The 25498-nt window shown below is 73.6% G+C and carries 20 protein-coding genes and 1 pseudogene; 9 read left to right on the forward strand and 12 right to left on the reverse strand.

What is annotated here, in order from left to right; all coding sequences use genetic code 11:
* Positions 1-186 precede the first annotated feature (186 nt).
* The gene (locus tag ACWD6P_RS25185; protein ID WP_451446434.1) at positions 187-1287 is read right to left on the reverse strand and encodes a citrate synthase 2; all 1101 of its coding nucleotides are present in this window, start codon (positions 1285-1287) and stop codon (positions 187-189) included.
* A gap of 508 nt (positions 1288-1795) precedes the next feature.
* Here ACWD6P_RS25185 and pdxH point away from each other — a divergent pair.
* Entirely contained in the window at positions 1796-2437 is a 642-nt protein-coding gene (gene pdxH, locus ACWD6P_RS25190) for a pyridoxamine 5'-phosphate oxidase (protein WP_451446475.1), read from the forward strand.
* A 398-nt stretch (positions 2438-2835) separates the two neighbouring features.
* Entirely contained in the window at positions 2836-4293 is a 1458-nt protein-coding gene (locus ACWD6P_RS25195; RefSeq protein WP_451446435.1) for a PAS domain-containing protein, read from the forward strand.
* Positions 4294-4339: 46 nt separating this feature from the next.
* Here the strand turns inward: ACWD6P_RS25195 and ACWD6P_RS25200 are convergent, their stop codons facing one another.
* Positions 4340-5107, reverse strand: a complete 768-nt coding sequence (locus ACWD6P_RS25200; RefSeq protein ID WP_451446436.1) for an SIS domain-containing protein — start codon at positions 5105-5107, stop codon at positions 4340-4342.
* Between the two features lie 196 nt (positions 5108-5303).
* On the opposite strand from ACWD6P_RS25200, the gene ACWD6P_RS25205 reads away from it, so the two are divergent.
* Together ACWD6P_RS25205 and ACWD6P_RS25210 are read left to right on the forward strand one after the other, a co-directional pair.
* A complete protein-coding gene (locus ACWD6P_RS25205; RefSeq protein ID WP_451446437.1) occupies positions 5304-5996 on the forward strand; it encodes a metal-dependent transcriptional regulator in 693 nt (230 codons plus the stop codon).
* A gap of 604 nt (positions 5997-6600) precedes the next feature.
* Positions 6601-7476 (forward strand): alpha/beta fold hydrolase, encoded by an 876-nt coding sequence (locus ACWD6P_RS25210; protein ID WP_451446438.1) that lies wholly within the window; start codon positions 6601-6603, stop codon positions 7474-7476.
* Between the two features lie 247 nt (positions 7477-7723).
* Here ACWD6P_RS25210 and ACWD6P_RS25215 read toward each other — a convergent pair whose 3' ends face one another.
* The 4 genes from ACWD6P_RS25215 to ACWD6P_RS25230 all read right to left on the reverse strand — a co-directional run bounded on the left by ACWD6P_RS25215 (position 7724) and on the right by ACWD6P_RS25230 (position 12110).
* Positions 7724-8632 (reverse strand): hypothetical protein, encoded by a 909-nt coding sequence (locus ACWD6P_RS25215; RefSeq protein WP_451446439.1) that lies wholly within the window; start codon positions 8630-8632, stop codon positions 7724-7726.
* Positions 8633-8793: 161 nt separating this feature from the next.
* Positions 8794-10431 carry a transporter gene (locus ACWD6P_RS25220; RefSeq protein WP_451446440.1) on the reverse strand — a complete coding sequence of 546 codons (1638 nt, stop codon included), beginning with the start codon at positions 10429-10431 and terminating at the stop codon, positions 8794-8796.
* The gene (locus ACWD6P_RS25225) at positions 10428-11312 is read right to left on the reverse strand and encodes an ABC transporter ATP-binding protein (RefSeq protein ID WP_451446441.1); all 885 of its coding nucleotides are present in this window, start codon (positions 11310-11312) and stop codon (positions 10428-10430) included. The genes ACWD6P_RS25220 and ACWD6P_RS25225 overlap by 4 nt, the downstream gene beginning before the upstream one ends.
* A gap of 126 nt (positions 11313-11438) precedes the next feature.
* The gene (locus ACWD6P_RS25230) at positions 11439-12110 is read right to left on the reverse strand and encodes a bifunctional DNA primase/polymerase (RefSeq protein ID WP_451446442.1); all 672 of its coding nucleotides are present in this window, start codon (positions 12108-12110) and stop codon (positions 11439-11441) included.
* A 539-nt stretch (positions 12111-12649) separates the two neighbouring features.
* Here ACWD6P_RS25230 and ACWD6P_RS25235 point away from each other — a divergent pair.
* Complete coding sequence (locus tag ACWD6P_RS25235; RefSeq protein ID WP_451446443.1) at positions 12650-14044, forward strand: transcriptional regulator; 1395 nt, start codon at positions 12650-12652, stop codon at positions 14042-14044.
* A gap of 141 nt (positions 14045-14185) precedes the next feature.
* A complete protein-coding gene (locus ACWD6P_RS25240; protein WP_451446444.1) occupies positions 14186-16012 on the forward strand; it encodes a hypothetical protein in 1827 nt (608 codons plus the stop codon).
* Between the two features lie 49 nt (positions 16013-16061).
* On the opposite strand, the gene ACWD6P_RS25245 is transcribed toward ACWD6P_RS25240, so the two are convergent.
* Positions 16062-17411: an ABC transporter substrate-binding protein gene (locus ACWD6P_RS25245; protein ID WP_451446445.1), complete on the reverse strand. Its 1350-nt coding sequence runs from the start codon at positions 17409-17411 to the stop codon at positions 16062-16064.
* Positions 17412-17582: 171 nt separating this feature from the next.
* On the opposite strand from ACWD6P_RS25245, the gene ACWD6P_RS25250 reads away from it, so the two are divergent.
* Positions 17583-18041 (forward strand): SCO4402 family protein, encoded by a 459-nt coding sequence (locus ACWD6P_RS25250; RefSeq protein ID WP_451446446.1) that lies wholly within the window; start codon positions 17583-17585, stop codon positions 18039-18041.
* A gap of 32 nt (positions 18042-18073) precedes the next feature.
* Complete coding sequence (purU, locus tag ACWD6P_RS25255; protein WP_451446447.1) at positions 18074-18973, forward strand: formyltetrahydrofolate deformylase; 900 nt, start codon at positions 18074-18076, stop codon at positions 18971-18973.
* A gap of 192 nt (positions 18974-19165) precedes the next feature.
* Here purU and ACWD6P_RS25260 read toward each other — a convergent pair whose 3' ends face one another.
* Together ACWD6P_RS25260 and ACWD6P_RS25265 are read right to left on the reverse strand one after the other, a co-directional pair.
* Entirely contained in the window at positions 19166-20542 is a 1377-nt protein-coding gene (locus ACWD6P_RS25260; RefSeq protein WP_451446448.1) for a zf-HC2 domain-containing protein, read from the reverse strand.
* Between the two features lie 149 nt (positions 20543-20691).
* Positions 20692-21231 (reverse strand): annotated as a pseudogene (locus ACWD6P_RS25265) (sigma-70 family RNA polymerase sigma factor); the annotation flags it as partial.
* A gap of 476 nt (positions 21232-21707) precedes the next feature.
* Here ACWD6P_RS25265 and ACWD6P_RS25270 point away from each other — a divergent pair.
* Positions 21708-22082, forward strand: coding sequence for an STAS domain-containing protein (locus ACWD6P_RS25270; protein WP_384425161.1), 375 nt, complete (start codon positions 21708-21710; stop codon positions 22080-22082).
* A gap of 49 nt (positions 22083-22131) precedes the next feature.
* Here the strand turns inward: ACWD6P_RS25270 and ACWD6P_RS25275 are convergent, their stop codons facing one another.
* The 3 genes from ACWD6P_RS25275 to ACWD6P_RS25285 form a co-directional block, all read right to left on the reverse strand.
* Positions 22132-23334, reverse strand: a complete 1203-nt coding sequence (locus ACWD6P_RS25275; RefSeq protein ID WP_451446449.1) for a sensor histidine kinase — start codon at positions 23332-23334, stop codon at positions 22132-22134.
* A 95-nt stretch (positions 23335-23429) separates the two neighbouring features.
* Positions 23430-24092: a response regulator gene (locus ACWD6P_RS25280; RefSeq protein WP_451446450.1), complete on the reverse strand. Its 663-nt coding sequence runs from the start codon at positions 24090-24092 to the stop codon at positions 23430-23432.
* Between the two features lie 347 nt (positions 24093-24439).
* Complete coding sequence (locus tag ACWD6P_RS25285; protein WP_451446451.1) at positions 24440-25462, reverse strand: hypothetical protein; 1023 nt, start codon at positions 25460-25462, stop codon at positions 24440-24442.
* Positions 25463-25498 lie beyond the last annotated feature (36 nt).

The raw sequence follows: 25498 nt of genomic DNA on the forward strand, positions 1-25498 counted from the left end.
GGGCGGGCCGGCGGGGCAGGGTGTCCGGACGTAAAGCGAAGCAGTCCGGACACCCTGCCCCGGAGGACCGTCACCGGCAGCCGAACAGCCCCGCGCAGCGGCAATCAGCCCGCCGCAGGCGCAACGGCGAACAACCCCCACGGCGTGAAGCCGAAAACGTCGGCCGCGGCAAAGCACAGCGAAGGCTCAGCGCGCGATGTCCCCGTAACCCGCGATCTCCCGGGGGCTCCGAGCCCCCGGCCCCACATACCGGGCCGACGGCCTGACCAGTCGGCCCGTCCGCTTCTGCTCCAAGATGTGCGCACTCCACCCCGCCGTACGGGCACAGGTGAACATGGAGGTGAACATGTGCGCCGGGACCTCGGCGAAGTCCAGGACGATGGCCGCCCAGAACTCGACGTTGGTGGCCAGCACCCGGTCCGGGCGGCGGTTGTGCAGCTCCTCCAGCGCGGCCTTCTCCAGCGCCTCGGCGACCTCGAAGCGCGGGGCGGCCAGCTCCCTGGCGGTGCGCCGCAGCACCCGCGCCCGCGGGTCCTCGGCGCGGTAGACGCGGTGGCCGAAGCCCATCAGCCGCTCGCCCTTGTCCAGCGCCTGCTTCACATACGCGCGCGCGTCGCCGGTCCGCTCGATCTCCTCGATCATGCCGAGGACGCGGGAGGGCGCGCCGCCGTGCAGCGGTCCGGACATGGCGCCGACGGCACCGGACAGCGCGGCCGCCACATCCGCACCCGTCGAGGCGATCACCCGCGCCGTGAACGTGGAGGCGTTCATGCCGTGTTCGGCGGCCGAGGTCCAGTAGGCGTCGACGGCCTTGACGTGCTTGGGGTCGGGCTCGCCGCGCCAGCGCTTCATGAAGCGCTCCACGACGGTCTCCGCCTTGTCGATCTCCTTCTGCGGCACCATCGGCAGGCCCTGCCCGCGCGCCGACTGGGCGACGTACGACAGCGCCATGACCGCCGCGCGGGCGAGGTTGTCGCGGGCGGTCGCCTCGTCGATGTCCAGCAGCGGTTTCAGGCCCCACACGGGCGCGAGCATGGCGAGCGCCGACTGCACATCGACCCGGATGTCGCCGGAGTGCACCGGGATCGGGAACGGCTCGGCGGGCGGCAGACCGGGGTTGAACGCCCCGTCGACCAGCAGTCCCCAGACGTTCCCGAAAGACACCTGCCCGACGAGGTCTTCGATGTCGACCCCGCGGTAGCGGAGCGCGCCGCCCTCCTTGTCGGGTTCGGCGATCTCCGTCTCGAACGCGACGATTCCCTCGAGTCCGGGTACGAAGTCGGACATCAGGCGGCTCCTCAAGATGGGGACGGCGGACGGTCCATGACCGGCTGCCGTGCGGTCGGGTCTGGTGTGCGGCGCCGACGCGGCTACGCGGCTGCGCGGGCAGCTCGCGGTCCGTGCCGGTCACCCCGGTGATGCCCCGCCAGGGCATGGGTCACGCGAGGGTCCTGTCCGCAGTGGGTCGGGCCGCGGGCGGGCGCAGGCGTGTGGTGCTGGTGCTGACAGGCCGTGTGGCGGGGCGCGCGACGCGTCCCCTCGGGCCGGACGGAACACGATAGCCGCCCCCTGTCCGGAGGCCACAGTGGGCCGGACCATGATTTTGGCGGGTCCCTCACCTGCGGGGAAGCGTGACATCCGGCACACCGGTCGATTTGCCGACGGGAGGGTTACGGCTGGTCGACGGGGGGCAGACTTCCGCCCCTCCCGGCTGACCGGGCCCGCGGCGATGCTGCAAGATGAGGCCGTGCACCCAGCCGACGCGCCTCACTCCGAGACCCCCGATCCCTCCACCATGCGTGCGCACTACCGCGCCGAGGGACTCTCCGAGTCCGACCTCGCCGCCAGCCCCTACGACCAGTTCGCGCGCTGGTTCAAGGACGCGACCGTGGCCGGTCTGCACGAGCCGAACGCCATGGTCGTCTCGACGGCGGACGCCGCCGGCCGGCCGAGCTCACGCACCGTGCTCCTCAAGGCGTTCGACGACCGCGGCTTTGTGTTCTTCACCAACTACCACAGCCGCAAAGGCCGCGAGCTGGCCGAGAACCCCCATATCTCCCTGGTGTTCCCCTGGCATCCGCTCTCCCGCCAGGTCGTGGTGACCGGCACCGCGGAGCGCATCGGCCGGGACGAGACCGCCGCCTACTTCCGTACCCGTCCGCACGGCTCCCAGCTGGGCGCCTGGGCCAGCGACCAGTCGGCGCCGGTCGGCTCGCGCGAGGAACTGGAGCGCGCCTACGAGGAATTGGCGGCCCGCTACCCCGAGGGCGAGCAGGTGCCCGCGCCGCCGCACTGGGGCGGCTACCGGATCGCCGCCGAGACCGTCGAGTTCTGGCAGGGCCGGCTGAACCGGCTGCACGACCGGCTGCGGTACGTCCGCGAGACCGGGAGCGAGGCCGGCGGCGTGACCTGGAAGGTGGAGCGCCTGGCGCCCTGACCCGGGCGCGGCGGGGGCGCCGTACACACGCAGACGACCCGCGGGCCTGTTCCTCCGCGCTCGGTGGCGCGAAGGGCCGGTCGGACGAACCGGCAGCCCGCGGGTCGGGTGACTGCTGGGGATTGGCCGGCTGCGCATCTGCAGTATGCGCTGGTCCGGCGCTGCACTTCGGTGAAGCGACGGGCCGCTAGCCCGCAGCCACCTCACGCGTCCGGTGCGAAATCATCTGCCGAACCACCTCCCTTCTCGTGTGCCCCACACATTAGGAAGCCGTCCGGCGCCGCACAACGGATTTTTTCCGGAAGCAACGATTTCCTCGAATCGGGTGTGGGCCAGGTCACGTTCCAGTTGAATGTTCCCAGGTGGAGCACGTGCGGCCGTGTTCGTGAGGGGTGCCAGTGACTGCATCGTCGGCTTCTTCCGGTCTCTCCGGCTCCTCGGCCGCGGCGCGCTGCGCCGCCGACGACACCGAGGACTCCGGACTGCTCGCCGCGCTCCTGGACGGCATGGACGCGGCTCTGGTCGCCTTCGCCGCGGACGGCACGGTCACCCACTGGAACCACGAGGCCGAGCGCATCCTGGGCTGGACCGCCCGGGAGGCCGTCGGCCGTACGGGCCTGACCGGCTGGGCCGTCCGCAAGGAGGACGCCGACGGCATCGGCGCGGCGCTCACGGCCGCGATGCGCTCCCCGGGCCGCCAGGTCCATGAGTTCGCCCTGCTGACCAAGGACGGCCACCGCGTCCTGGTCCGCACCCAGTCCTCCGCCGTCCGCGGCCCCGCAGGCCAGGTCGCGGGCGTGTACTGCGCCTTCAGCGAGGTGCACACCCAGATCGACCTGGAGCGGTCCATCGCGCTGAGCGAGGCGCTCTTCGAGGACGCGTCGTGGGGGGTGGTGCTGGTCGACGCCGATCTGCGGCCCGCCGTCGTCAACGCGCACGCCGCCCGCACGCTGGGCGTGGGGCGCACGGCCATGCTGGGGCGGCCGCTGGGCGAGCTGCTGGCGCAGGGCGTCGAGGAGCTGGAGGGCGCCCTGCAGCACGTCCTCGCCGAGGGCGCGCCGCCGGCCGCCGCCGAGCTGTGGGTGACGCTGCGCTGCGAGGACGGCGAGCTGCCGCGCCGGTGCTGGCGCAGCGGCTTCGTCCGGCTGGCCTCGCCGCTGGCGGAGGAGCCGGTGCCGCTGGGAGTCGCCTGGCTCTTCCAGGACGTCACGGAGGCCAAGCGTGCCGAACAGGAGAACTCCCTGCTGCGCTTCCGCGCCCATCAGCTCCACCGCGCCGGGCGGGCCGCCGCGGAGTGCCCGGACCCGGCCGAGGCCGCCGCGGTCCACCTCGACTTCGCGCTGGCGGGCTTCGCCGACCACGGCCTGGTCGACCTCGCCACCACACCCGCTCCGGCGCCGTACGGGGCGGTCGCCGGGGACGACACCTACGAGGCCCGCGACGCGGGCGATGCGGACGGCGGCTGCGCGGGGGCGGGCGCGGGCTGCGCCCTGGTGCGCAGGCTGTCCTCCCCGGCCGGTGCGCCCGGCCCCTCGAAGGCGTCCGCGGTGACCGGCATCCCCGTGCCGTATGTGCGGGGCCATCCGGCGTTCCAGGCGTACGAGCGGCGCGGCTCGGTGCGCAGCAGCGCCGGCTTGGCCCCGGCCGAGGGCTGGGCGGCCGCCCGTAACTGGCCGGACGGCACCGTGCACGGCCTGTGCGCGGTGCTGCGCAGCCGCGGCCGCACGCTGGGCGTGCTGACCTTTCTGCGCTCGCCCGCGCGCCGCCCCTTCGACCGCGCGGACGCGGACTACGCGGAGGAGGTCGCGGCCCGTATCGCCGCGGCCCTGGACCTGGCGGGCGCGGCGTCGGCCTGAGGGGGCCGCGTTCCGGGGGCGGCGCGCGCCGGTGCCCGCACCGTGCTCAGTGCCGGTAGAAGATCCGGTCCGCGTACTCGGTCATCACCCGGGCGTTCCAGTCGTGCCCGCCGTCGACGTTCCCCGAGCGCAGCAGCGGCGGGTCGATGCCCCGTTCGGCGAGGGTGCCGGCGGCGGTCGCCACCACGGCCTGCATGATCGCGCTGGTGACCACCGTGGAGGCGGGGGCGAACGGCGCGTCGATGCCCGGCAGCGTCAGCTCCGCGTCGCCGACCGGGATCCGGCTGTCCAGGACGAGGTCGCAGTGGTCCTTGAGGAAGCCGCCCGAGGCGTGCCGCGACGTGGTGGCGTCCGCGTACGCCACCGACGTCACGCCGATCACCTTGATGCCCAGGGCCTGTGCGTTCATCGCCATCTCCACGGGCAGCGCGTTGCGCCCCGACAGCGAGATGACCACCAGCACGTCGCCCGGTTGGAGCGGGCTGGTGTCCAGGACCGCCGCGGCCAGCCCGTCGACCCTCTCCAGCGCGCTGCCGAGCGTCGCGGGCCGTACGTCCACCCCGACCACTCCCGGCACGGACAGCAGATTCATGACGGCCAGACCGCCCGCGCGGTAGACCGTGTCCTGGGCGGGGAGCGAGGAGTGCCCGGCGCCGAAGGAGAAGACCCGGCCGCCCGCCGCGACGCTGTCCGCGATCAGCCGGCCGGCCGCGGTGATCCGGTCGCTCTCCGTGTCGCGGACCCGTTGCAGCAGCCCGATCGCGGCGTCGAAGTACTCTCCGGCCAGCTGGTCGCTCCGGTCGCTGTCAGCCATCGCCGCGGGCCCCTCTCGTCGGATCACGTCGGATCTCGTCGCATCTGATCAGTGGCGCGGATCACGTTGCGGTCTGGACCAGCGCCCTGTCAATACGGCCGAGAGTGGTCCGGTCCGCGGACGAGGAGGCACGGTTGTCAGTGGGATGCGTCAGAATTGAGTCCAGGGCCACCGCACCACACATCGAGGGGCACGCATGTCCGGACTGATCGACACCACGGAGATGTATCTCCGCACCATCCTCGAACTGGAAGAGGAAGGTGTGGTCCCCATGCGCGCCCGCATCGCGGAGCGGCTCGAACAGAGCGGCCCGACGGTGAGCCAGACGGTGGCGCGCATGGAGCGAGACGGGCTGCTGACGGTCGCGGGCGACCGGCATCTGGAGCTGACAGAGGAGGGCCGGCAGCTGGCGACCCGGGTGATGCGCAAGCACCGCCTCGCCGAGTGCCTGCTCGTCGACGTCATCGGGCTCGAATGGGAGCAGGTGCACGCCGAGGCGTGCCGCTGGGAGCATGTGATGAGCGAGGCGGTCGAGCGCCGCGTCGTGGAGCTGCTGCGGCATCCGACCGAGTCGCCGTACGGCAACCCCATCCCGGGCCTGGAGGAGCTGGGCGAGAAGGCCGAGGCCGATCCGTTCCTGGACGCGGGCATGGTGAGCCTGATGGATCTGGACGCCGGTGCCGACGGCAAGACGGCCGTGGTGCGCCGGATCGGTGAGCCGATCCAGGCGGACGCCCAGCTGATGTACACCCTCCGGCGGGCCGGTGTGCAGCCGGGCGCGGTGGTGAGCGTGACGGAGTCGCCGGCCGGTGTGCTGGTCGGCAGCAGCGGCGAGGCCGCCGAGCTCGACTCCGAGATCGCCGCGCATGTCTTCGTCGCCAAGCGCTGACGGTCCGCCATATACGGTCGGCGGACGGCGTGCTGACGGCGGCTCGCGGACGGTGCCCCGCTGAGGGCGGCGTACCGCACGCGGGTTGCCGACGGCGGCTTGCGGAAGCCGCTGAAAGCAGTTTCTTTCCTTTTCGCACTCTTTCCGGGTGCCCCTCGTGAGCCCGCTGAGCTGCGCCGACGCGCCGCTGAGCGGGCTCGGCACGTCCTTGTGCGTTGAACGGACTTGTGCGAATCCGTGCGATACGGCCGGTCCCGTGTCAGGCTGACGCATGGCCATGCGTCGGCCTGTCCTTGCCAGGGAGGGGGCACGGATGCGTCCGCTGAGTCTGGAGACGGTCAGGGCCCCGGCGCTGCGAGCAGCCGGGGCCCTGCCTCCCCATGTCCCCCACCCAAGACCCGGAGCCCCGAGCTCTCAGGGTCTTCCCCCACGGGCCCCCTTCCCGGTAGGGCCCGCCTCCCGGCAGATGTCTCCCCGTGGCGAGCGCGGGCAATCCTTGAGCGAGGTCACTCGAACGAGGGGTGTTGCGCGCCGGAACGGCACGTTCGAATAGGGGTTCGATAGTGTGGAGCTGCTCAAGGGACGATTGGGGGTGCCAGGGCACATGGTGCGGCGCATCGATGTGACAGGGGCCGGCGGCGTGCGACTCGCCGCCTGGGAATTCACCGACCCGCCCAAGATCGGCGGCGGCCTGGAGGGGAGCGAGCAGCGTCCGGGCGTGCTGCTGCTCCATGGTCTGATGGGGCGCGCCTCGCACTGGGCCGGCACCGCCCGCCGGCTGAGCGCCCGTCACCGCCCGGTCGCCCTGGACCAGCGCGGCCACGGCCGCAGTGAGAAGCCCGCCGAGGGGCCCTACGACCGCGAGGCGTACGTCGACGACGCCATCGCGGCCGTCGAGCAGCTCGGCCTCGCCCCGGTCGCCCTGGTCGGGCATGCCATGGGGGCCCTGACGGCATGGCAGTTAGCGGCCCGGCGCCCCGACTTGGTCAGTGCGCTGGTCATCTGCGATATGCGGGCGTCCGCGCTGGGCGCGGCCTCGCAGCGCGAATGGACCGAGTGGTTCCGTTCCTGGCCGGTGCCGTTCGCCACCCTCGCGGACGTCCGCAAGTGGTTCGGCGAGGACGACCCGACCCTGGAGCGGCCCCGGCCGGCCCGTGGTGAGTTCTTCGCCGAGGTGATGGCCGAGCGCGCCGACGGCTGGCGCCCGGTCTTCTCCCGCCGGCAGATGCTCACCGCCCGCGAGACCTGGGTCCATGACGCCCATTGGGAAGAGCTCGCCCAGGTGTCGTGCCCGGCCCTCGTCGTCCGCGGCCTCGACGCCGAACTGGGCCGCGCCGAAGCCCAGGAGATGGTCCGCGTCCTGCCCCGGGGCGCCTACGCCGAGATCCCCGACGCAGGCCATCTGCTCCCCTGGGAACAGCCGGACGCATGGTGCGACGAGATCGAGCCGTTCCTGCATGCGGCGACGATGCGGACCTGACCCTCCGCGGCAGGTGACGGGCCCTCATACGGCCGGCTCTCGGCCGGCTCTCCCGCCGTGGGGCCCGCCGCCGTCGTTCCCCCGCTGCCTCCAGGACACCCGCTGCCTCAAGGACAGGGGAGGCACCTCCACGCGGCGGGCGGTACGCCGTCACCGCCTAACACACAACCGCCCGCCGCAGGCGCAGCGACGCGTATCCCCCATGGCGGGAAAGCCCGCAAGGTGGAAAACCGGCCAAACGCAGCGGTCAGCGCTGGACGCGCCCGGCGAGGGAGTCGCCGTCCCCGCCGAGCAGGGAGCCGTAGCCGGTGGCCGCCCAGAGGCTCTCCCCGGCGGGCACCTCGAAGTAAGGGACCGGGCGGTCGTCCCGGCGGTCGGTGAGGACTTCCGGGGCGCGCCGGGCGCGTACGGCGCGCAGGCAGCGCTCGCAGGCGGCCACCCGCAGCTGCTCACGGCTGCCCGGGGGCCGCCAGGGTATGCGGCGGGCCCCCGGCCCGTGCAGCGGGTGGAAGAAGCACAGCGGCAGCGGGGCCGGGGCTGTGGAGAGCGCCGCGCGGCCCTCGGCGATCAGCGCGAACACCCCCGCCAGATCGGCGGTTCCGCGCGCCCGGCCCAGAACCGCGTGGGCCGCGGCACAGGCGTCCAACGCCCGTTCGGCGCCCGCCGGGCGGCCCCGCGCGGCGCGCGCCTCCTCGCCCAGCCGGACGACCTCCTCGTGCGCGAGGCCGCGCAGCCCCGCCTCGTCGGCCTGCCGCGCGGCGGCGAAGACCGAACGCGGCAGCGCGTACGGCGTCGGCAGATCACGCAGCCGCGCCCGGCGCCGCAGCAGCAGAACCACCGCGGCCAGCAGCAGCACCGGCCCGACGGCCCGGGACAGGATCCGCACGAACGGCGAGCCCTGCGCGGCCGCCGGGTCGGCCGTGCGCGCGGCGACCTCGCTGAACTCCCTGTCCGCGCCGGACCACTTGTCAGGTGTGCGGCCCGGGCTGCCGGGGCCGGCGGTGGCCGCGGGAAACGCTTGCTCCCGCGCGGACGCCTCGACGCGGTGGGGGGCGGAGTCCGGCGGCACGGGGCCGGCCGGTGCCGCCTGCGCGGTGCCGGCGCACAGCAGCACCGCCAACCAGCCCGTCCCCACCGCGATTCCGGCGCGCAGCACCGCCCCCACCCCCTGTCGTCCACGTCGTCACGACGACGCTACCGCCTTCGCACACCGGCCGTCGCAGCCTGTGGACAACCTCTCGGCGCGGCCGCACCGGCCCGTCGGCGCGGCGTCCCGGCAGCCTTTGCGCAGGAGTCCGGAAGGCCTCGGCCCGGGGCTCACCCCTTGCTGACCGCCACCAGAATCTCCGGCAGCCGACGGGCCACGCGGGGCGCCGCCACCCGCAGGCCCAGCTCGGCGATCCCCGCGCCGTAGACCACACCGGCCGGCAGCAGTACCCACAGCATCGCGTGCAGACCCGCGACATGCAGCCAGATGGTCAGTGCCAGCAGCGGTGCGCACAGCACCGCGCCCGCCAGTACCCCGCCGAAGAGGCTGAACCAGGCGATGGCGCCCTGGCCGGGGGCGACGTTCTTGTTGCTCTCCGAGGGGATCGAGTACGGGAAGACCGCCGAGGAGACCGCGCCGGTGGCCAGCAGCGCACCCAGCACGGCCAGCGAGAGCCCGTACACCTCCAGGAAGTCCGACCACGGCCCGATGAGCGCCGCGGTGCCGACGACGACCAGCGTGACGTACGGGACGGCCACCATCGCCAGCGTCAGCGCACGGGCCCGCAGCTCCTGATAGGCGTCCCGAGGCGTGGCGATCGTCGAGGCGACCATCCAGAACGCCGAGGTGTCCTGCCCGAACTGGTTGTACATCTGCAGTCCGAGCAGCGCGGCCGCCGAGAAGGCGGTGTAGATGCTGCCGCTGCCCTGCACGGCCGAGACGACCGGCACCAGCAGACCGACGCCGATCGAGGTCGCCCAGGACATCTTCGACTTCGGGTCGCGCCAGGCGTAGCGCAGCGTACGGAGCATGACCGTGCCCGTACGCCCGCCCGGCAGCAGCCGCGCGAGCCCCCGCTCCCCGGTGCCGGACCGGCGCGCGCTGTCCTTCTCGACGGCCTGGAGGGTGGAGGAGTCCGGCGAGGTCATCAGGGTGGTCAGGGTGCGCTGCCACCACCACAGCAGCAGGACCAGCGCCAGCGCCGTCAGCGCCATCCCGGCCAGCGCCCGCCCGTACGCGCCCCGGCCGGCGTCCTCGACCGCGCTGATCGCCGAGGCCGGCGGCACCCAGCGCAGCACGTTCCCCAGCGGTTCCAGTACGGACAGGCCGTCCGGGCGGCCCAGCTTCTGGGCGGCGATGTTGACGCCCTGCGCACCGACCGCGATGAACAGGCCGCTCAGCACGGCGAGATCGCGTCCGCGCCGGCTGGTCAGCAGCCGCACCGAGGCGGTGGCGACCGCGCGCGCCAGCGACACGCACACCAGCACCACCAGGACGACGGCCAGGACGCCGACGGCCGTGGCGAGCGCCCCCTGGGCAACGGCGATCACCGAGCCGGCCACCAGGGCGAAGGTGACGGCCGGGCCGATGCCGACGAGCGAGGCCACCAGCAGCGAGACGATCAGCGGCCGCGGCCGCAGCGGCAGCATGACCAGCCGGGTCGGGTCGAGCGTCTCGTCGGAGGCGGGGAAGAACAGCGGCATCACCGCCCAGCCCAGGGTGAGGATGCCGGTGAGCAGCACGACCAGCGCGCCGACATGGGCGTTGCCGCGCAGCGCGATCAGCCCCAGCACGGCGCCCGCGGCGAACAGCAGACCGGCCAGGACGGAGGCGACGTACGCCAGGGTGCGCCCGGTCGACTGGCGCAGCCCGTTGCGCAGCAGCGAGAGCTTGAGCCGTACGAAGACGGCGGTCGGGGACGGTGCGGCGGCCGGACGCGGGGCCGCCGCGGCGGATTCGGTGCTCATCGGGCGCCGCCACCGCCCAGCCAGTCCAGGCTCTGCCCCGCGGCGCGGTCGTTCGCGCCGACCAGTTCGAGGAAGGCGTCCTGCAGTGAGGGCGCCGTGCCGCGGACCTCAGCGAGCGGCCCGTCCGCGCGGATCCGCCCGGCGGCGATCACCGCGACCCAGTCGCACAGCGACTCGACCAGCTCCATCACATGGCTGGAGAAGATCACCGTCGCCCCGGAGGCGGTGTAGCGCTCCAGCACGCCGCGGATGGTCTGCGCCGACACCGGGTCGACGCCCTCGAAGGGCTCGTCGAGGAAGAGGATCTCCGGGTTGTGCAGCAGCGCCGCGGCCAGCCCGATCTTCTTGCGCATACCGGTCGAGTAGTCCACCACCAGCTTGTGCTGGGAGCCGGCCAGGTCCAGGACGTCCAGCAGCTGGCCGGCCCGCTTGTCGACCTCGTCGCCCGGCAGGCCGCGCAACCGGCCTATGTAGGCGAGCAGTTCGCGCCCCGACAGGCGCTCGAAGAGCCGCAGCCCCTCGGGCAGCACACCGATCCGGGACTTGACGGCGACCGGGTCCCGCCAGACGTCGTGCCCGCCGATCTCGACCAGCCCGGAGTCCGGCCGCAGCAGGCCCGTCACCATGGAGAGGGTGGTGGTCTTGCCCGCGCCGTTGGGGCCGACCAGACCGATGAAGCGGCCCGCGGGCAGCGTCAGGTCGATGCCGTTGACGGCGATCTGCTCGCCGAACTTCTTCCACAGGCCCTGGATGCGTACCGCGGGCGGACCGGCCGCGGCGCCGGCGGGGGCCACGGCCGGCCCGCCCAAAGCGCCGGCCGCGTCCTGCTGAGGCGGCGTTGGCACGGCCCGCTCATCGTTGTGTTCCGGCTCGTTGGCCACCGGTCCTGCCCTCCGACGTCCCCGCAGGGGCCGTCCTGACCCCCGTCCGGCATCCCACGATACGAGCAGGTACCGACAGCGGGGCGTGGCGGGGCGGCCGGTGGCGGCGGCACGGGCGGGCCCGGGTCAGCGTGCCCGGGCCGCCGCCGCGTCCTGCGCACAGGCGTACGCGAGCGGGCTGATCAGCTCCTCCGCGTCCGGCAGCCAGCGGTTGGTGGCGGTGGGGCGGCGCGCCCACTGCACCGAGCCGTGCGAGCCCACCCGGGTCGGCGGGGCGGCGATGTACTCGCCCTCGCCGCGGCAGATCAGATCGAGGCCGGCGGGCGCCCAGCCGATGCCCCGTACGAGAGCGGGGACCTTCACCGAAGCGCCGGGCAGGACGAGGAAGAGCATCCGGCGGTCCGGGGTGCGGGTGACCGGGCCGAGCGTCAGACCCATCCGCTCCATACGGGCCAGCGCCAGGCAGCCCGCGGTCTCGGGCACGTCGAGCGCCTCGAACGCCCGGCCCGTCGGCAGCAGAATCGAGGCCCGCGGCTGCTTGCTCCACATACGGCGGACGGCCGTCGCGCTGCCACTGGCCAGCCCGGCCCAGCCGGGGGCGGTCGGGTGCGCGCCCGGCGCAGCGCAGTCGTCGGCGTCGCACGAGCAGCGCGGCGTCTCGCCGTCGTGCTCCAGCCATGCGCCGGGGAACACGTCCCAATGCCGTTCTTCCGCGTAACGCACCGCAGTTTCGAGCAGCTGCTCGCCGCGCTGCTTGGGGATCTGCGAGGCTCCTGTGACTCCGATGGTCTCTTCCACGCAGATGACAACTCTCCGTATGACCAAGGGTTACGGCTGAATGGATGACCTGCCCGGCGCATCGTTCTCGCTCGTGGGGCGCATGGAAGCACCGGTGGGGGCGCGTGTGCGGAGGGGGCCCGGCGAGCGGGTAGCCACCTGCGTGACGGGCGGAGAGGCCGCCCGGCGGCAGTCCGCGGTGCATCAGGGGGAGGCCCTGCACGGCGGTGCCGCTCCTCAGTGCACGAGCGCCGCCCCGCCGTTCCCCATCCGTGAAACCCGTCTCGTGACCATGTGTCGTGAACCTGTCGTGTGTCCCGTGGGCCGGTCTCCTGACCGGCTTTCGTGACCAGCTCTCGTGAACAGTGCCTCGCACGGGATGCCCGGAAGGTTGCACAAACCGCTCACGAAGCGGCATCCGCTGCAAAGCGTGTATCACTCCGATCCCGCCCCATCGCTCATATCAAGGATCTCTCGGATATCCGGGATATGCGCGGGGCATCGATCTCGGGGAACGGCGTTCGACGGCGAACGCGCAGCAGTAACCAGGGGGTACAAGCATGGCCGCCAGGCCACTCGTCGCGCGGCAGCCCAATGAGCGGCTGCAGGCGCTGATCCAGGAAGCCGCCTGCTCCAACGCGGGGCTCGCGCGCCGCGTCAACATGTGCGGTGCGGAGCACGGGCTCGACCTGCGCTACGACAAGACGTCCGTGGCCCGTTGGCTGCGCGGGCAGCAGCCGCGCGGCCGCGCCCCGGCCGTCATCGCGGAGGCACTGGGCCGCAAGCTGGGGCGCACGGTCACCATCGACGAAATCGGCATGGCCGACGGCAAGAACCTCGCGTCAGGGGTGGGGCTGCAGTTCTCGCCGACCGTCCTCGGGGCCATCGAGCAGGTGTGTGAGCTGTGGCGCAGCGACGTCGGGCGGCGCGACTTCCTCAGCGGTTCCACGGTCGCGGCCTCGGCGCTGGTCGAGCCCAGCCGCGACTGGCTGATCACCGGCGCGGACACCCAGGTCGCCCGGAACGCCGGCGCCCGGGTCGGGGTTTCGGACGTCGAGGCGGTCCGCGCCATGACCACGGCGCTCGGCGAACTCGACCACCGCTTCGGCGCCGGGCACGTCCGGCCGGTCGTCGTGCACTACCTCAACAGCGTCGTCTCCGGGCTGCTCGCCGGCTCGTACCGGGAGTCCGTGGGGCGCGAACTCTTCGCCGCCGTCGCGCGGTTGACCGAGCTGGGCGGCTACATGGCCGTCGACACCGGCCAGCCCGGTCTCGCGCAGCGCTACTACATCCAGGCGCTGCGGCTGGCCCAGGCGGCCGGCGACCGCGGCTACGGCGGCTATGTGCTCGCCGCGAGCATGAGCCATCTGGCCGCCTCGCTGGGCAACCCGCGGGAGATCTCCCAACTGGCGCGCGCCGCACAGGAAGGCGCCCGCGGGCACGTCACCCCGCGCACCGAGGCGATGTTCTGCGCGGCGGAGGCGCGCGGGCACGCCCTGATGGGCGACGGCCGGGCCTTCCAGGTCGTCGCCGGCCGGGCGGTCGCCGCGATGGAGCGTGCCCAGGCGGCCGCCGACGCGGGTGACGACCCCGTCTGGATCGCGCACTTCGACCAGGCGTATCTGGCCGATGAACTGGCCCACTGCCACCGGGACCTGGGGCAGCCCGGGCACGCCGGCCAGCGCGCGCTGGAGGCGCTGAACGGGCACCCCGAGGGCCGGGCGCGGCGCCGCGCCATCGGGATGCTGCTGCTGGCCGGCGCCCAGGTGCAGCAGCGCGAGGTGGAGCAGGCCTGCCATACGGGCACCCAGGCGGTGGAGCTGCTGAGCACGCTGCGTTCGGACCGCGGCTCGGAGTATCTGGAGGACTTTCAGCTGCGTTTGGAGCCGTATCGGGACGAACCGGTCGTCAGGGAGTTCAGCGCACGCCTGGAACTCCGGGCCGCGGCCGCCTGACACCGGGCCGCGGCGGTGTGAGAACCGCCTCAGGGCACGGGGCGGACCGCCACGGTGACCAGGGGACGTGGTCGAACGTTGCTGCGAACCGGTAGCGTGCAGCCGACGATTCCGTAGGTCTGCACGTTGGTAGGAGTCACGGTGACGCAGAGCGGACAGGGTCACGACCCGCAGGATTCTGCGGCCGGTCCCGCGCGAGAGGGCATTGTGCTGCCCGCCAGCGGCGGTGACCCGTGGGTGCCCGACCAGCAGGCCGCACCGCCGGCCGGTCAGCCCTGGGGTCAGCCCTGGGGCCCCGGCCAGCAGGCCGCCCCCGGCCCTGAGGCGTACGGGCAGCAGCCCGCCCAGGGGCAGGGCTACGGCCAGCAGCCCGCGGGGCAGGGCTACGGCCAGCAGCCGGGCCACGCCCAGCCCCCGGCGCAGGCCGCCCAGGCCCCCCTGCCGCCGCAGGCGCAGCCCCAGGGGGGCCAGGGCTTCCCGGCGCCGCCCCAGGGGCAGTCGCCGACACCGTCCCTGCCGCCGTCGATGCCGCAGCAGGCGCCCCAGCAGATGCCGCAGCAGCCCGCGCCGCTGCCGCCCGCCGCGCCGTCGTACGGCGGCCAGCCGTACCCGGCGCCCGGCCAGCAGCCCGCACCGCAGGCGCCCGGCCAGCAGCAGCCGCCACAGCAGCCGTACGGCCAGCAGGCGCCCCAGCAGCCGTACGGCCAGCAGGGCGGCCCCCAGGACCCGCAGGCCCTGCCGGGCCCGTCCGGGGAGCTGGTGCGGGCGACCCCGCAGACCGGTGCGCCGCTGCCGCCCGCGGCGGGCGACGCCGAGGCCACCGCGCTGATACCCCCCGTCGGTGCCCCGTCCGGCGCACCCGGTGCCGCGCCGCTGCCGCCCGCGGCCGCCACGCGCCCCGAGACGCCCGACGAGTCCACCACCATGCTGCGCGCGATCAAGCCGGCGCAGGGCGGCCCCCAGGGCCAGGCCCAGCCGATGCCGCAGCCCCAGCCGATGCCCCCCGCGGGCGCCCCGGGTGCCGCGGGCGACTCCGAGGCCACCCAGCTCATTCCCCCGGTGGGCGGCGGTGTGCCGGCCCCGCCTCCGGGCGCGCCGTACGGCGTCCGCCCGGGTGCGCCCGGCGAGCGCCCCACGCCCGCCGAGTTCGAGGGCCTGTTCCGCGACGGGCCGGGCGTCCAGCAGACGGGCGCCCCGGACTCCACCGCCCAGCTGCCCCGCTTCGAGGACCCGGGCCGGCCCCCGTACGGAGGGCAGGGCCACGGGCAGCAGTTCCCGCCCGGTGGCGGATACGACCAGCAGGCCGCCTCCTATGACGACGGCGGTGGCCGGCGCCGCCGGCTCGCCCCGGCCGCGATCATCGGCATCGTCGTCGTGGTCCTCGCCGGTGCCGGCCTCGGCGTCGGCTGGGCGCTGAGCGGCGGCGGCGACGATCCGGTGAAGCAGCCGGGCGCGGGGAAGAGCACGACCGAGGCGGCCAAGGACAAGGACGAGCCGAAGCCGACCACCGACCCCGCCGAGGTCCAGGCCAAGGGGCTGGACGCGCTGCTGGGCGACAGCAACAACAGCCGCTCCTCGGTGATCAACGCGGTCAACAGCATCAAGTCCTGCGACAACCTCGGCGGCGCGGCCAAGGACCTGCGGGCCGCGGCGGGGCAGCGGAACGACCTCGTCAAGCGGCTGCAGCAGCTGCCCGTCGACAAGATCCCCGGCCATGCGCAGCTGACCGCGGCGCTGACCAAGGCCTGGCAGTCCTCGGCCTCCGCGGACAACCACTACGCGGCCTGGGCGGGCCAGGTCGGCGGCAAGAAGGGCTGCCACAAGGGCAAGGCCCGCGCCACCAGGCAGACGGCCCAGGGCAACGCCGCCAGCGGCCAGGCGACCGCGGCCAAGAAGCAGGCCGCGCAGATCTGGAACCCGCTGGCCCGCAAGTACGGCCTGACGGAGCGCCGCCCCGAGCAGCTCTGAGCGGCAGCCGGGGCGCCGCCGGGCGCCCCGGCGCGGTCCGTCTGCCCGCTCAGCCGTCCGTCTGGCGCCTCTCCAGCGTCTTGGTGACGTTCACGAAGCCGTCCCGGTCGGCGACCAGTTCGCCGTTCCGTACGACCTGGTACGTCACCATTCCGTTGACGATGCGCGGGAAGTCCTGGACGGCGAGCATGTCGTCGTCGCGCCAGCGCAGCTTCGGAGTCAGCCCGCCGGTGTCGACGGCGCGGTCGCCACGGTCCAGCGCGGTCTGCAGTTCGCGCGCGGTGATGTCCTCGACGCCCTGGTCGTCGAGCTGCTCGATCAGGTCGCGCAGCACGGTGTAGGCGATCCAGGTCGTCTGGACGCCCTGGTCGGCCGGGTCGATGCGGTTGTCGCCGAAGGCGAAGTCGGTGATGACCTTGCGCATCGGCTTCCAGCGCGGGTCGTCGGCGACCGGGTACCAGCCGGTGATGTCGGCGCCCTCCAGCGGCCCGGCCGTGCCGCCCGTACGGTTCAGCAGCGACTGGCCGACGCTGCCGAGCACGGAGGCGACCCGCACCTTGGGGCTGTCCTCCTGGAGGCGCCGGAACGAGTCGAAGAACGCGTCCGTGTGGTCGCCGAGCGCGGCGGCCACACAGGCACCGGGCGCCTTGCCGCCGGCTTCCGCCTTTCCGTAGACGGCCGGGTCGGCGCCCACCTCCTCCAGGGCGCGGGTCACCTCCCGCGAGTAGTCGGTGCCGTCCTCGGGAGCCTTGACGTCCTTGGCGGGCCGGCGACTGCCGCTCTGCAGGCCGGAGTTGAGCAGGGAGGGCATCTGGTCGCCCTGGATGGTGTCGGGGCGGACCAGCGCCACGCGTGTGCAGTCGCCCGCCAGCTGGCGGCCGTTCCCGGCGAGCAGGGAGGCCTGGCCGCCGTTGACGGGGTAGGACAGCGGGCTCTCGAACTCCTCGTCGGAGGCGCCGTATCCGCCGATGAACGGGATCCCCTTGACCTCCAGGGGCGACATGAACTGGCGGCCGAACTGGCTGTAGGAACCGACGACGGCGACCGCGCCCCGGCTCACCGCCCGTTGGGCGCACTGCGCGGCGGCCACCGAGTCGTTGCGCTCGTTGCAGGTCAGCACCCGCAGATGGTGTCCCCTGATGCCGCCGCGGGAGTTGACCCAGCGGGCGTAGGCCTGCGCCATGGCCGGCATTCCCGGCATATTGGTCGCCTTGGTGTCCTGGGGAGCCCAGGTCATCACCGTGAGCGGCTCCTTCTCCCCGGAATCCCCCGACCCGGGGAGGGAGCCGCAGCCGGAGAGCAGCGACGCGATGACCGCCGTACATGCCACCACCGAAGCGATCGCGACCGAGGGAGCATGAGCAAAAGGGCGGGGGGAGGGGCGTCGCCGTCCGGTCATGGCACCGCAGCCTTCCGTCCTGGCCGGAACGTGCGAGTGACGAACGGGTAACGGATGGTGACGCAGAGGTGAACTCCGGGGGCCTGCTGGAGATCATCGACGAAGAACGTACGATCGAATACTGTGCAAGGTTCGGAGAAGTCTTCCCGTCGCGGCCGCCGCTCGACCACCATGGGCGGCATGCCACTCAATGACATGCCGTGGTGGCGCTGGCGCAGCAATGTGCGCTCCGCGCTGCACATGCTCTCCGACCCCGCGTTCCACCACGAGACCTGGCTGGCCGGCGTGCCCGGGTACGGGGACGTCACCGACGCCGTCTACCGGCTCGTCGAGGACACCTGGCTGGACAACTGGTCCGCGGACAAGTACGTCGGCACGATCTTCCGCGACGCCCAGGAAGCCCAGCTGGTCGATGCCGCCGTGCTGCGGGTGCTGCGGATCATGCACCAGGTCGGCGCGGACGCCCCGGTCGCCGCGTACATGGCGCACCAGGGCTGGCCGGAGGCCGTACGGGCGGCCCGCGAGGCCCATGTGCGGCTGGCGTCGGCGGACGGCGAGGACCCCGATGCCGCGCCCCGCTCGCTGGAGGTCCTGGCCATCATGACCGGCCAGGCGGACGCCCCGGCCTGAGCCGCCCCGCGGGTGTGCGACCCTATGAGGTCATGAGCGAGTCGCAGCCCACCCAGTCCGGCCAGCACGACCGGAACGGCCAGAACGATCAGTACGTCCTCACGCTGTCCTGCCCGGACAAGCAGGGCATCGTGCACGCCGTGTCCAGCTACCTCTTCATCACCGGCTGCAACATCGAGGACAGCCAGCAGTTCGGCGACCACGACACCGGACTGTTCTTCATGCGGGTCCACTTCAGCGCGGACGCGTCGGTGAGCGTGGACAAGCTGCGGGCCAGCTTCGCGGCGGTGGGCGACTCCTTCGGCATGGACTGGCAGATCCACCGGGCCGACGAGAAGATGCGCGTCATCCTGATGGTGTCCAAGTTCGGGCACTGCCTCAACGACCTGCTCTTCCGCTCGCGGATCGGCGCGCTGCCGATCGAGATCGCGGCCGTGGTCTCCAACCACACGGACTTCGCCGAGCTGGCCGGCTCGTACGACATCCCCTTCCACCACATTCCGGTCACCCGCGACACCAAGGCCGAGGCCGAGGCGCAGCTGCTGGAGCTGGTGGCGGCGGAGGAGGTCGAGCTGGTGGTCCTCGCCCGCTACATGCAGGTGCTCTCCGACGACCTGTGCAAGGCGCTGTCCGGCCGGATCATCAACATCCACCACTCCTTCCTGCCGAGCTTCAAGGGCGCCAAGCCCTACCACCAGGCGCACGCCCGTGGTGTGAAGCTCATCGGCGCCACCGCGCACTACGTCACCGCGGACCTCGACGAGGGCCCGATCATCGAGCAGGAGGTCGAGCGCGTCGGCCATGAGGTCACGCCGGACCAGCTCGTGGCGATCGGCCGGGACGTCGAGTGCCAGGCGCTGGCACGGGCCGTGAAGTGGCACAGCGAGCGCCGCGTGCTGCTCAACGGCAGCCGGACGGTCGTCTTCGCCTGACCGCGGCCTCCCACCACCGCGTCCCCCACCACCGCGTCCTCCCGCCGCCGCGGCCCCCCACCGCCGCGTCACCCCACCGCCGCGGAATACCCTCCGCACCCCTCACGTTGTGGCCCCGAGGGGGCGCTCGGACCCCCTACGGGAAGTGTTCGAACGCCCCCTACTGGCGCGCGCCTACCGGCCGGACAGCGTCTACAGGCGGGACAGTGACGCGGTCGCGAAGAGCACGTCGCGGATCGCGTCGCGTTCGCCGTGCTGGCCCGCGGCGGCCTCCTCGGGGGAGATGTGGCCCGCGGCCAGCTGGCAGAACTCGGCGCTGTCCAGCGCGATATGCGCGACGGTGTGATCCGGTGTGCCGAGGGCGGCCGGTGAGTCCAGCGCTATGTACCAGTGGCCGCCGCCGTTGCCCTCGACCTCCAGATGGAGCGTACGGCCCGGGGCGCCGGCCTCGACCAGCCGCTGCGGCGGCGCCGCGAGCCCGGCCCGGCGGCGGTCGGCCAGTGCGCTGGGCAGCAGCCGGGCGGCGAGGTCGACCATGCGGTGCAGATGCCCGGCGGCCGGCGCCTCGTAGGGGTAGTCCACCGCCTCCGCGATGTCCCCGGCGTGCACCCAGCACTCGAAGGCGCGGTCGAGGAACGCATCGCGCAGCGCCAGCCGGAAGTCGCCGTACGGTACGGAGAGTTCGGCGACCTTGCCGCCGGCGAACGACACCTGTTTGATCAGCGAGTAGCTCTGGTCGCGCCACGGCGCGTGGACGGCCAGCGGGCTCAGCTCCTCGTCGGCCGCCCGCCAGAACGTCTCCGTACGGATGAGGGGGTTCGGGGTGCCCGGCGGCGCCGCCGTGCCGAGCGGGTCGGGCAGTCCGAGGGCCGTCGCGACCAGGCCGTCCACCGCCAGCAGATGCCCCATGACACCGGCGACGGTGGTCTCCCGCTCGACCGGGCGCTCGCCCTCGAACCAGCGCAGCCGCACCGGGGCGCGCCACTCCGCCTCGCCCATGTCGCGCAGCAGCGCGTCCAGTTTGGCGGTCTCCGCGTCATAGGGAGCCGCCCACTCCGGTACCGGGATGCGGGCCGGCCGGCGGCCCAGGCAGCCCTCCAGCACGCGGGAGCGCAGCAGCGGGTCCAGGTCGAGGCTGTCGGCGGGGTGCAGCAGTCCGACGGCGTCGCGCAGCCGCAGCGCCTCGTCCGCGCAGGAGGCGCAGTCGGTCAGATGCGCCTCCACGGCGGCCGTCTCCTCGGCGGAGCAGGCCGACAGCGCCCAGGCGCCCAGCAGCGACTTGAGGACCCGGTGCGGCGGTGCGGGCGCGGGGGCGGGGAGCGGGGCGGGTGCGGTGGCGGCGTCGGTCACGGGCTCGGCTTCCGGTTCGCGCGGGGTGTCCGCGCGCGGGGCGTCTTGGTGCGGGATGGCGACCGGGCCCGGATCGCCCGCCGGATCGCCGGCGGGGGCGGGAGGCGGGTCCGGGAGCGGGCCGTGGTCCTCGGCGGCGGGGCGCGGTGACGGTATCCGCGGCCGTTCACCGGGGCCGGTGGGCCGCTCGCGGCCGTCCCACTCGTCGGGGCCGTTCACAGTGCCCGTCCGTGGCCCGGACCGGGCGGGGCGGAGGAGCCGGGGGCGGTGTGCCGGGCGTGCGGCTGCGGCAGGCGGGGCGCCGCGGGGGTGGCGCGTACGGTGCTCGACGCGTAGGTGGTGCGGTGGGCGGGCGGCAGGACCTGGGGGTTGTGGGCGGTGGACAGCAGCTGCAGGCCGAGGCGCAGCCGGCGGCGGGCCTCGTCCTCGGTGACACCGAGGTCGGCGGCGGTCTGGCGGTAGTCGCGGCGCTGGAAGTACGCCAGCTCCAGGGCGGCCCGCAGGGGCGCGGGCATGGACGTGACGATGTAGTCGGCGCGCGCCGCCGTGGAGGCCTCGCGGATCTTCTGCTCTATCTCGGCCGGCGCGGGGGCGTCCTCGCCGCAGTCGCGCGCCGAGGCGGCCTCGGTCTGGCGCAGCCGCTGGACGGCCTGATGGCGGGTGATGCCGGCGACCCAGGAGCGCAGCGGGCCCTGCTTGGGGTCGTAGGAGTCCGGGTGTTCCCAGATGTAGCCGAAGACCTCGCGGGTGATGCGGTCGGCGGCGTCCTCGTCGTCCAGGACGCGGTAGGCGAGGCTGTGCACGAGCGAGGCGAAGCGGTCGTAGAGCTCACCGAGCGCGGCCGCCTCGCCGCGGGCGAGCCGCTGCTGCATCCGCCTGTCCCACCGCGGTGGCGCGTCGTGTGCCATCGGAACCCCATCCCTGCCCGTCGCCGGCGGGCTCACACCTCAGCTGTCACTCCTGCACACCTCATGCCCAGTTCTGTGGGCACGATCACAGAATCCGCCGTGCCATCGAATGTAATGCGAGCGTCCGACAAGGGATGCTCATTTGCGGCAAACCGAGCCCTGAGGGGGACGCGGGTGGTATTGGCCTGACGGCCGCTGCCCGGTGTGCTGTTGGCGGAAAGGGGCCTGAGGCCGCTCGTTGCGGACCGTTCACGTTCGTATGAGGCGATCTGTTATCCGTGTGTGACCGGGTGCGGGCGAAACGCCGCTGCCTGGGGGGCATAGCCTGGGGCGGGAACGGCCTGTTGCGTCACGGATGCGCCAAGGATTCGCCAGTGTTTCAGGGCATCAGGGCCGGGCAGTCGAGCCGGGGAAGGATGAGTTCCGGCTGCAACCGGGCACATCCGGTCCGAAAGCGAGCGAAAGGCTTCGAGCGCGTGTCGTTGAAGGTGGCAGAGGACGCACAGGGCCCTTGGGCCGTACTCCAGGTCTCCGGAGAGATGGACCTGGTCACGTCGCCTGCGGTGCGCCAGCATGTGCACGATGCGGTGGCGGAGGGCCGGAGATCGCTGGTGCTCGATCTCTCCGAGGTCCGGTTCTGCGACTCCAGCGGCGTCGGCGTGCTGATCGCCGCCCGCCGGCTGATGCGCTCCTGCCAGGGGCGGCTGCGGCTGATCCTGCCCGCGCAGGGCGCCGTCGACGGCTCGCACGTCAACCGCGTGCTCGCCGCGCTCGGCGTCCGCCGGCTCTTCGAGGTCTACCCGGACCTGCACACCGCCGTCGACGAGGCCGCCGCACCGCTCTCCGCCTGACGCGACCGGGACGCGCCCCCGGCCGCCACGCCGCCCGCTTTCGCCTGATTCACCCAGATCCGTACGGGAATTCCGCCCGTACGACGAAGCCACCGTCCGAAGTGGGGCGCGCCACCAGCGTCCCGCCGAGGCTCTGCGCGCGCTCGCGCAGCCCCACCAGGCCATGGCCGCCCCCGGGAAGCGAGGGGGCCGTCGCCGTCGCGTCCGGCGGCCCGTTGCGGATCTCCACCCGCAGCCCCGCAGCCGTACGGCCCGCAGATGCCCCGCTCGCCCCGTCCGGCCCGCTCGCCCCGTCCGCCCCGTCCGCCCCGTCCGCCGCGCCGGAAGCGCCCGTCTCCTCCCCGCGGACCGCCGCCACGGGATCGACCCGCACCCGCACCCGCGCCCCCGGCGCATGCTTGCGGACGTTGGTGAGTGCCTCCTGGACGGTACGGAACGCGGCCCGCTCCACCGTCTTGGCGCCGCTCGCACCGGCCACCACACCGCCCTCGTACGTCACATCCAGCGCGCTCATCTCGATCAGCCGCGGCAGCTCCTCCAGATCGGGCTGGGGCGCCAGACCCTGCGCCTCGGCCGCGTCGCCGCCGTCCGCCCGCAGCACCCCGACCATGTGCCGCAGCTCCTCCAGCGTCCGTACGGACAGCTCCCGGATCGTCCTGGCCCCCGTGCGCGCCGCCTCGTCCTGCGTACTGACCTGCACCGCCCCGGCCTGCAGGCTGATCAGGCTGACCTGGTGGGCCACCACATCGTGCATCTCCCGGGCCAGCCGGGCCCGTTCGGTGGTCTTGACCCGGTCCGCGAGCAGCCGGTCCTCGCGGCGCAGGCTGCGGGTGAGGTCCTCGACGCGGGAGGCGAGCTCCCGGCGGGTGCGCACCAGCAGGCCCAGCGCGATCGGTGTCGCCGAGGTGACGCAGGCGTCGATCAGCACCAGGGTGTTCTCGCGGTACGCGGTGACCTCGAAGTCGGAGAGGGGGTACGGGAAGAAGTGCGCGGCGATCAGCAGCACCGCGCAGATCCCCAGCCGCGCCCGGCCGGGCCGCCGGGCGGACAGCGTGTAGAGCGCGATCATCGGCGCGAACCAGATGTAGCCGATGTACAGGCCGGGCAGGGTCATCAGGAAGACCGGCAGCGGGAAGCGGTGGCGCAGCAGCAGGACCGCCGCGGCGACCACCGACACCCCCAGCTCCAGGGCCATTTCCACGCCGTTGACCAGCACCGCGTCGGCGATCGCCAGCAGCACCGGCACCACCACCGGAGCGATCCGGCGAAGCCGCCGCCGCCACGCCCCCCGCGCCGGCGCCCGCCGGGCCGCCGTCCTCCGGGCGGGCACCCGCCCGCCGCCCGCCGTCACCACGCCCCCCGCGGAGCGCCGGTCACCAGGCCCGCGCGGTCGGCGACGATCGCCGCCTGGATCCGGTTGATACCGCCCAATTTGCCCAGCAGGGCGCGCACATGGTCCTTGACCGTGCTGGGGGCCAGCCCCATCCGGTCGGCTATCTGGGCGTTGCCCAGTCCCTCGCCGAGCAGGGCGAGCACCTGCGACTCCCGCGGCGTCAGCCCGCTGACCGCCCGTGCCGCGGCGGCCTGGTCCTCGGCGGTCAGATAGCCGCCGATCACCGCCCGCGTCACCCCGGGGTCCAGCACGCTGCCGCCCGCCGCCAGCGTCCGTACGGCCCGCACCAGTTGCTCCGGATCGGAGTCCTTGAGCAGGAAGCCGGCGGCGCCCTCGCGCAGCGCCGCGGTCAGGTACTCCTGGGCGTCGAAGGTGGTCAGCATCGCCACGGCCGGCGGATCCGGGGCGGCGCGCAGCCCGCGCAGTACGGTCAGCCCGTCCACATCCGGCATCCGGATGTCGAGCAGTACGACCTCGGCCGCACAGCGCAGCACGGTCTCCACGGCCTCGGCGCCACCGCAGTCCGCGACCATCTCGATGTCCGGGGCGGTCCCCAGGATCATCCGCAGCCCGGACCTGACCAGCCGCTCGTCGTCCACCACAGCGACACGGATCACCGGCCGCCCCTTTCTCCTTCGCACCCATCCGAGCCCCCCGGAACCGCCCGGCGCTGCGCGACTCCGTACCCCTGTCGCCCGGGCCCGCCCTGCGAGGGACCCACACCCCCGCCGAGCGGCGGGGGTGATCCCGCGACCTCGGGAGGATGCCACGGGGAGCCCCCCACGGGCAGAGTGGTCCACATGCTGCACCACTGAAGAGGCCACAAGCCCAGAACGCGTTGCAGTTCACATCGGCGGCCGTCGCGACCCCCACACGCGGCGGCCGCTGTTGGCGTGCGGGGGCGGTTCGGAGGGGGATCTCCCCCGCACCGCCGGCGAACCGGCCAGGCAGCCCTCGGACGGCCTCAGGAACGCCCCGTGCGCACCGTACGCAGCCCCTCGGCCCGCATCCCGCCGTACGCCCCGAAGCCGCGGCCGGTCGCCAGCAGGACCACCGACGTCATCGCCGACAGCGCATAGGCCGTCGTCACCATGGACAGCGCGCCCTCGGCCGTCTCGAAGGACCGGTTGAAGAAGTCGGTCACGGCCAGCCAGACCACGGTCCGCACCGTCAGATACAGCTCGACCGCCGCGAACACCAGCAGCGCGCCCCGGACCTCGTGCCGCCCCCGGAAGGCCAGCACGCCCAGGACCAGCAGCGTGAGCACCGAGCCGATGGTGGTGAACTCGGTCGACGCCGCCAGGTCGAGCGTGCCCAGCAGGGAGCCGTCGACCACGCCGCGCAGAAAGTGCGCCACATCCGTCCCGCTGCCCGTCAGCCCCTGTACGGTCCAGCCGAGCCGGGCCAGGCCCATCAGCACGAAGAGGACACCGCAGATACGCGAGGAGCGGCGCCAGGACGCCTCCCCGGCGGTGCGGCACCCGCTCGGCCGCCCGTCCCCGGCCGGCACCATCACCGCCAGCACGACCAGCGCCACCACCAGCCCCAGACCGCGGGTGGCCAGCGTCCAGCCGCCCAGCGGGTCGTTGCCGTACTGGTCGCGGTAGGCGCCGTCGAACAGGCCCACGCCCTCCCGGAGGGAGACGGCGAGCAGCAGCGCGGCCGACAGCAGCGCGGCGGAGCGCGCCACCCGCCGCTGCGCCAGCGCCAGCCCCGCGGTCACCAGGAAGACGGCGGTGAAGGACCATTCGTACGGGCCGAGCGCCTGGGAGGCGGGGGAGGCGCCCGGGTTGAACAGCCCTTCCAGGAAGTCCCAGACGCTGCCGTCCCCCTGGGCGATGCCGTAGACGGTCCAGGCGATCAGCGTGCCGGCGTACAGCGCCAGGCACAGTGCGGTCGTGAGGTAGGCGCCGCTGTGCTCGGCGGCGGCCCGCCCGGGGTCGGTGCCCGGCCGGACGTCCACCGTTCCGCCGTCCTGCATCACCATGACCGACCCCCGCTCCGCCTGTCGCAGCCGCCGCAC

The sequence above is a fragment of the Streptomyces sp. NPDC002446 genome (assembly GCF_053595675.1).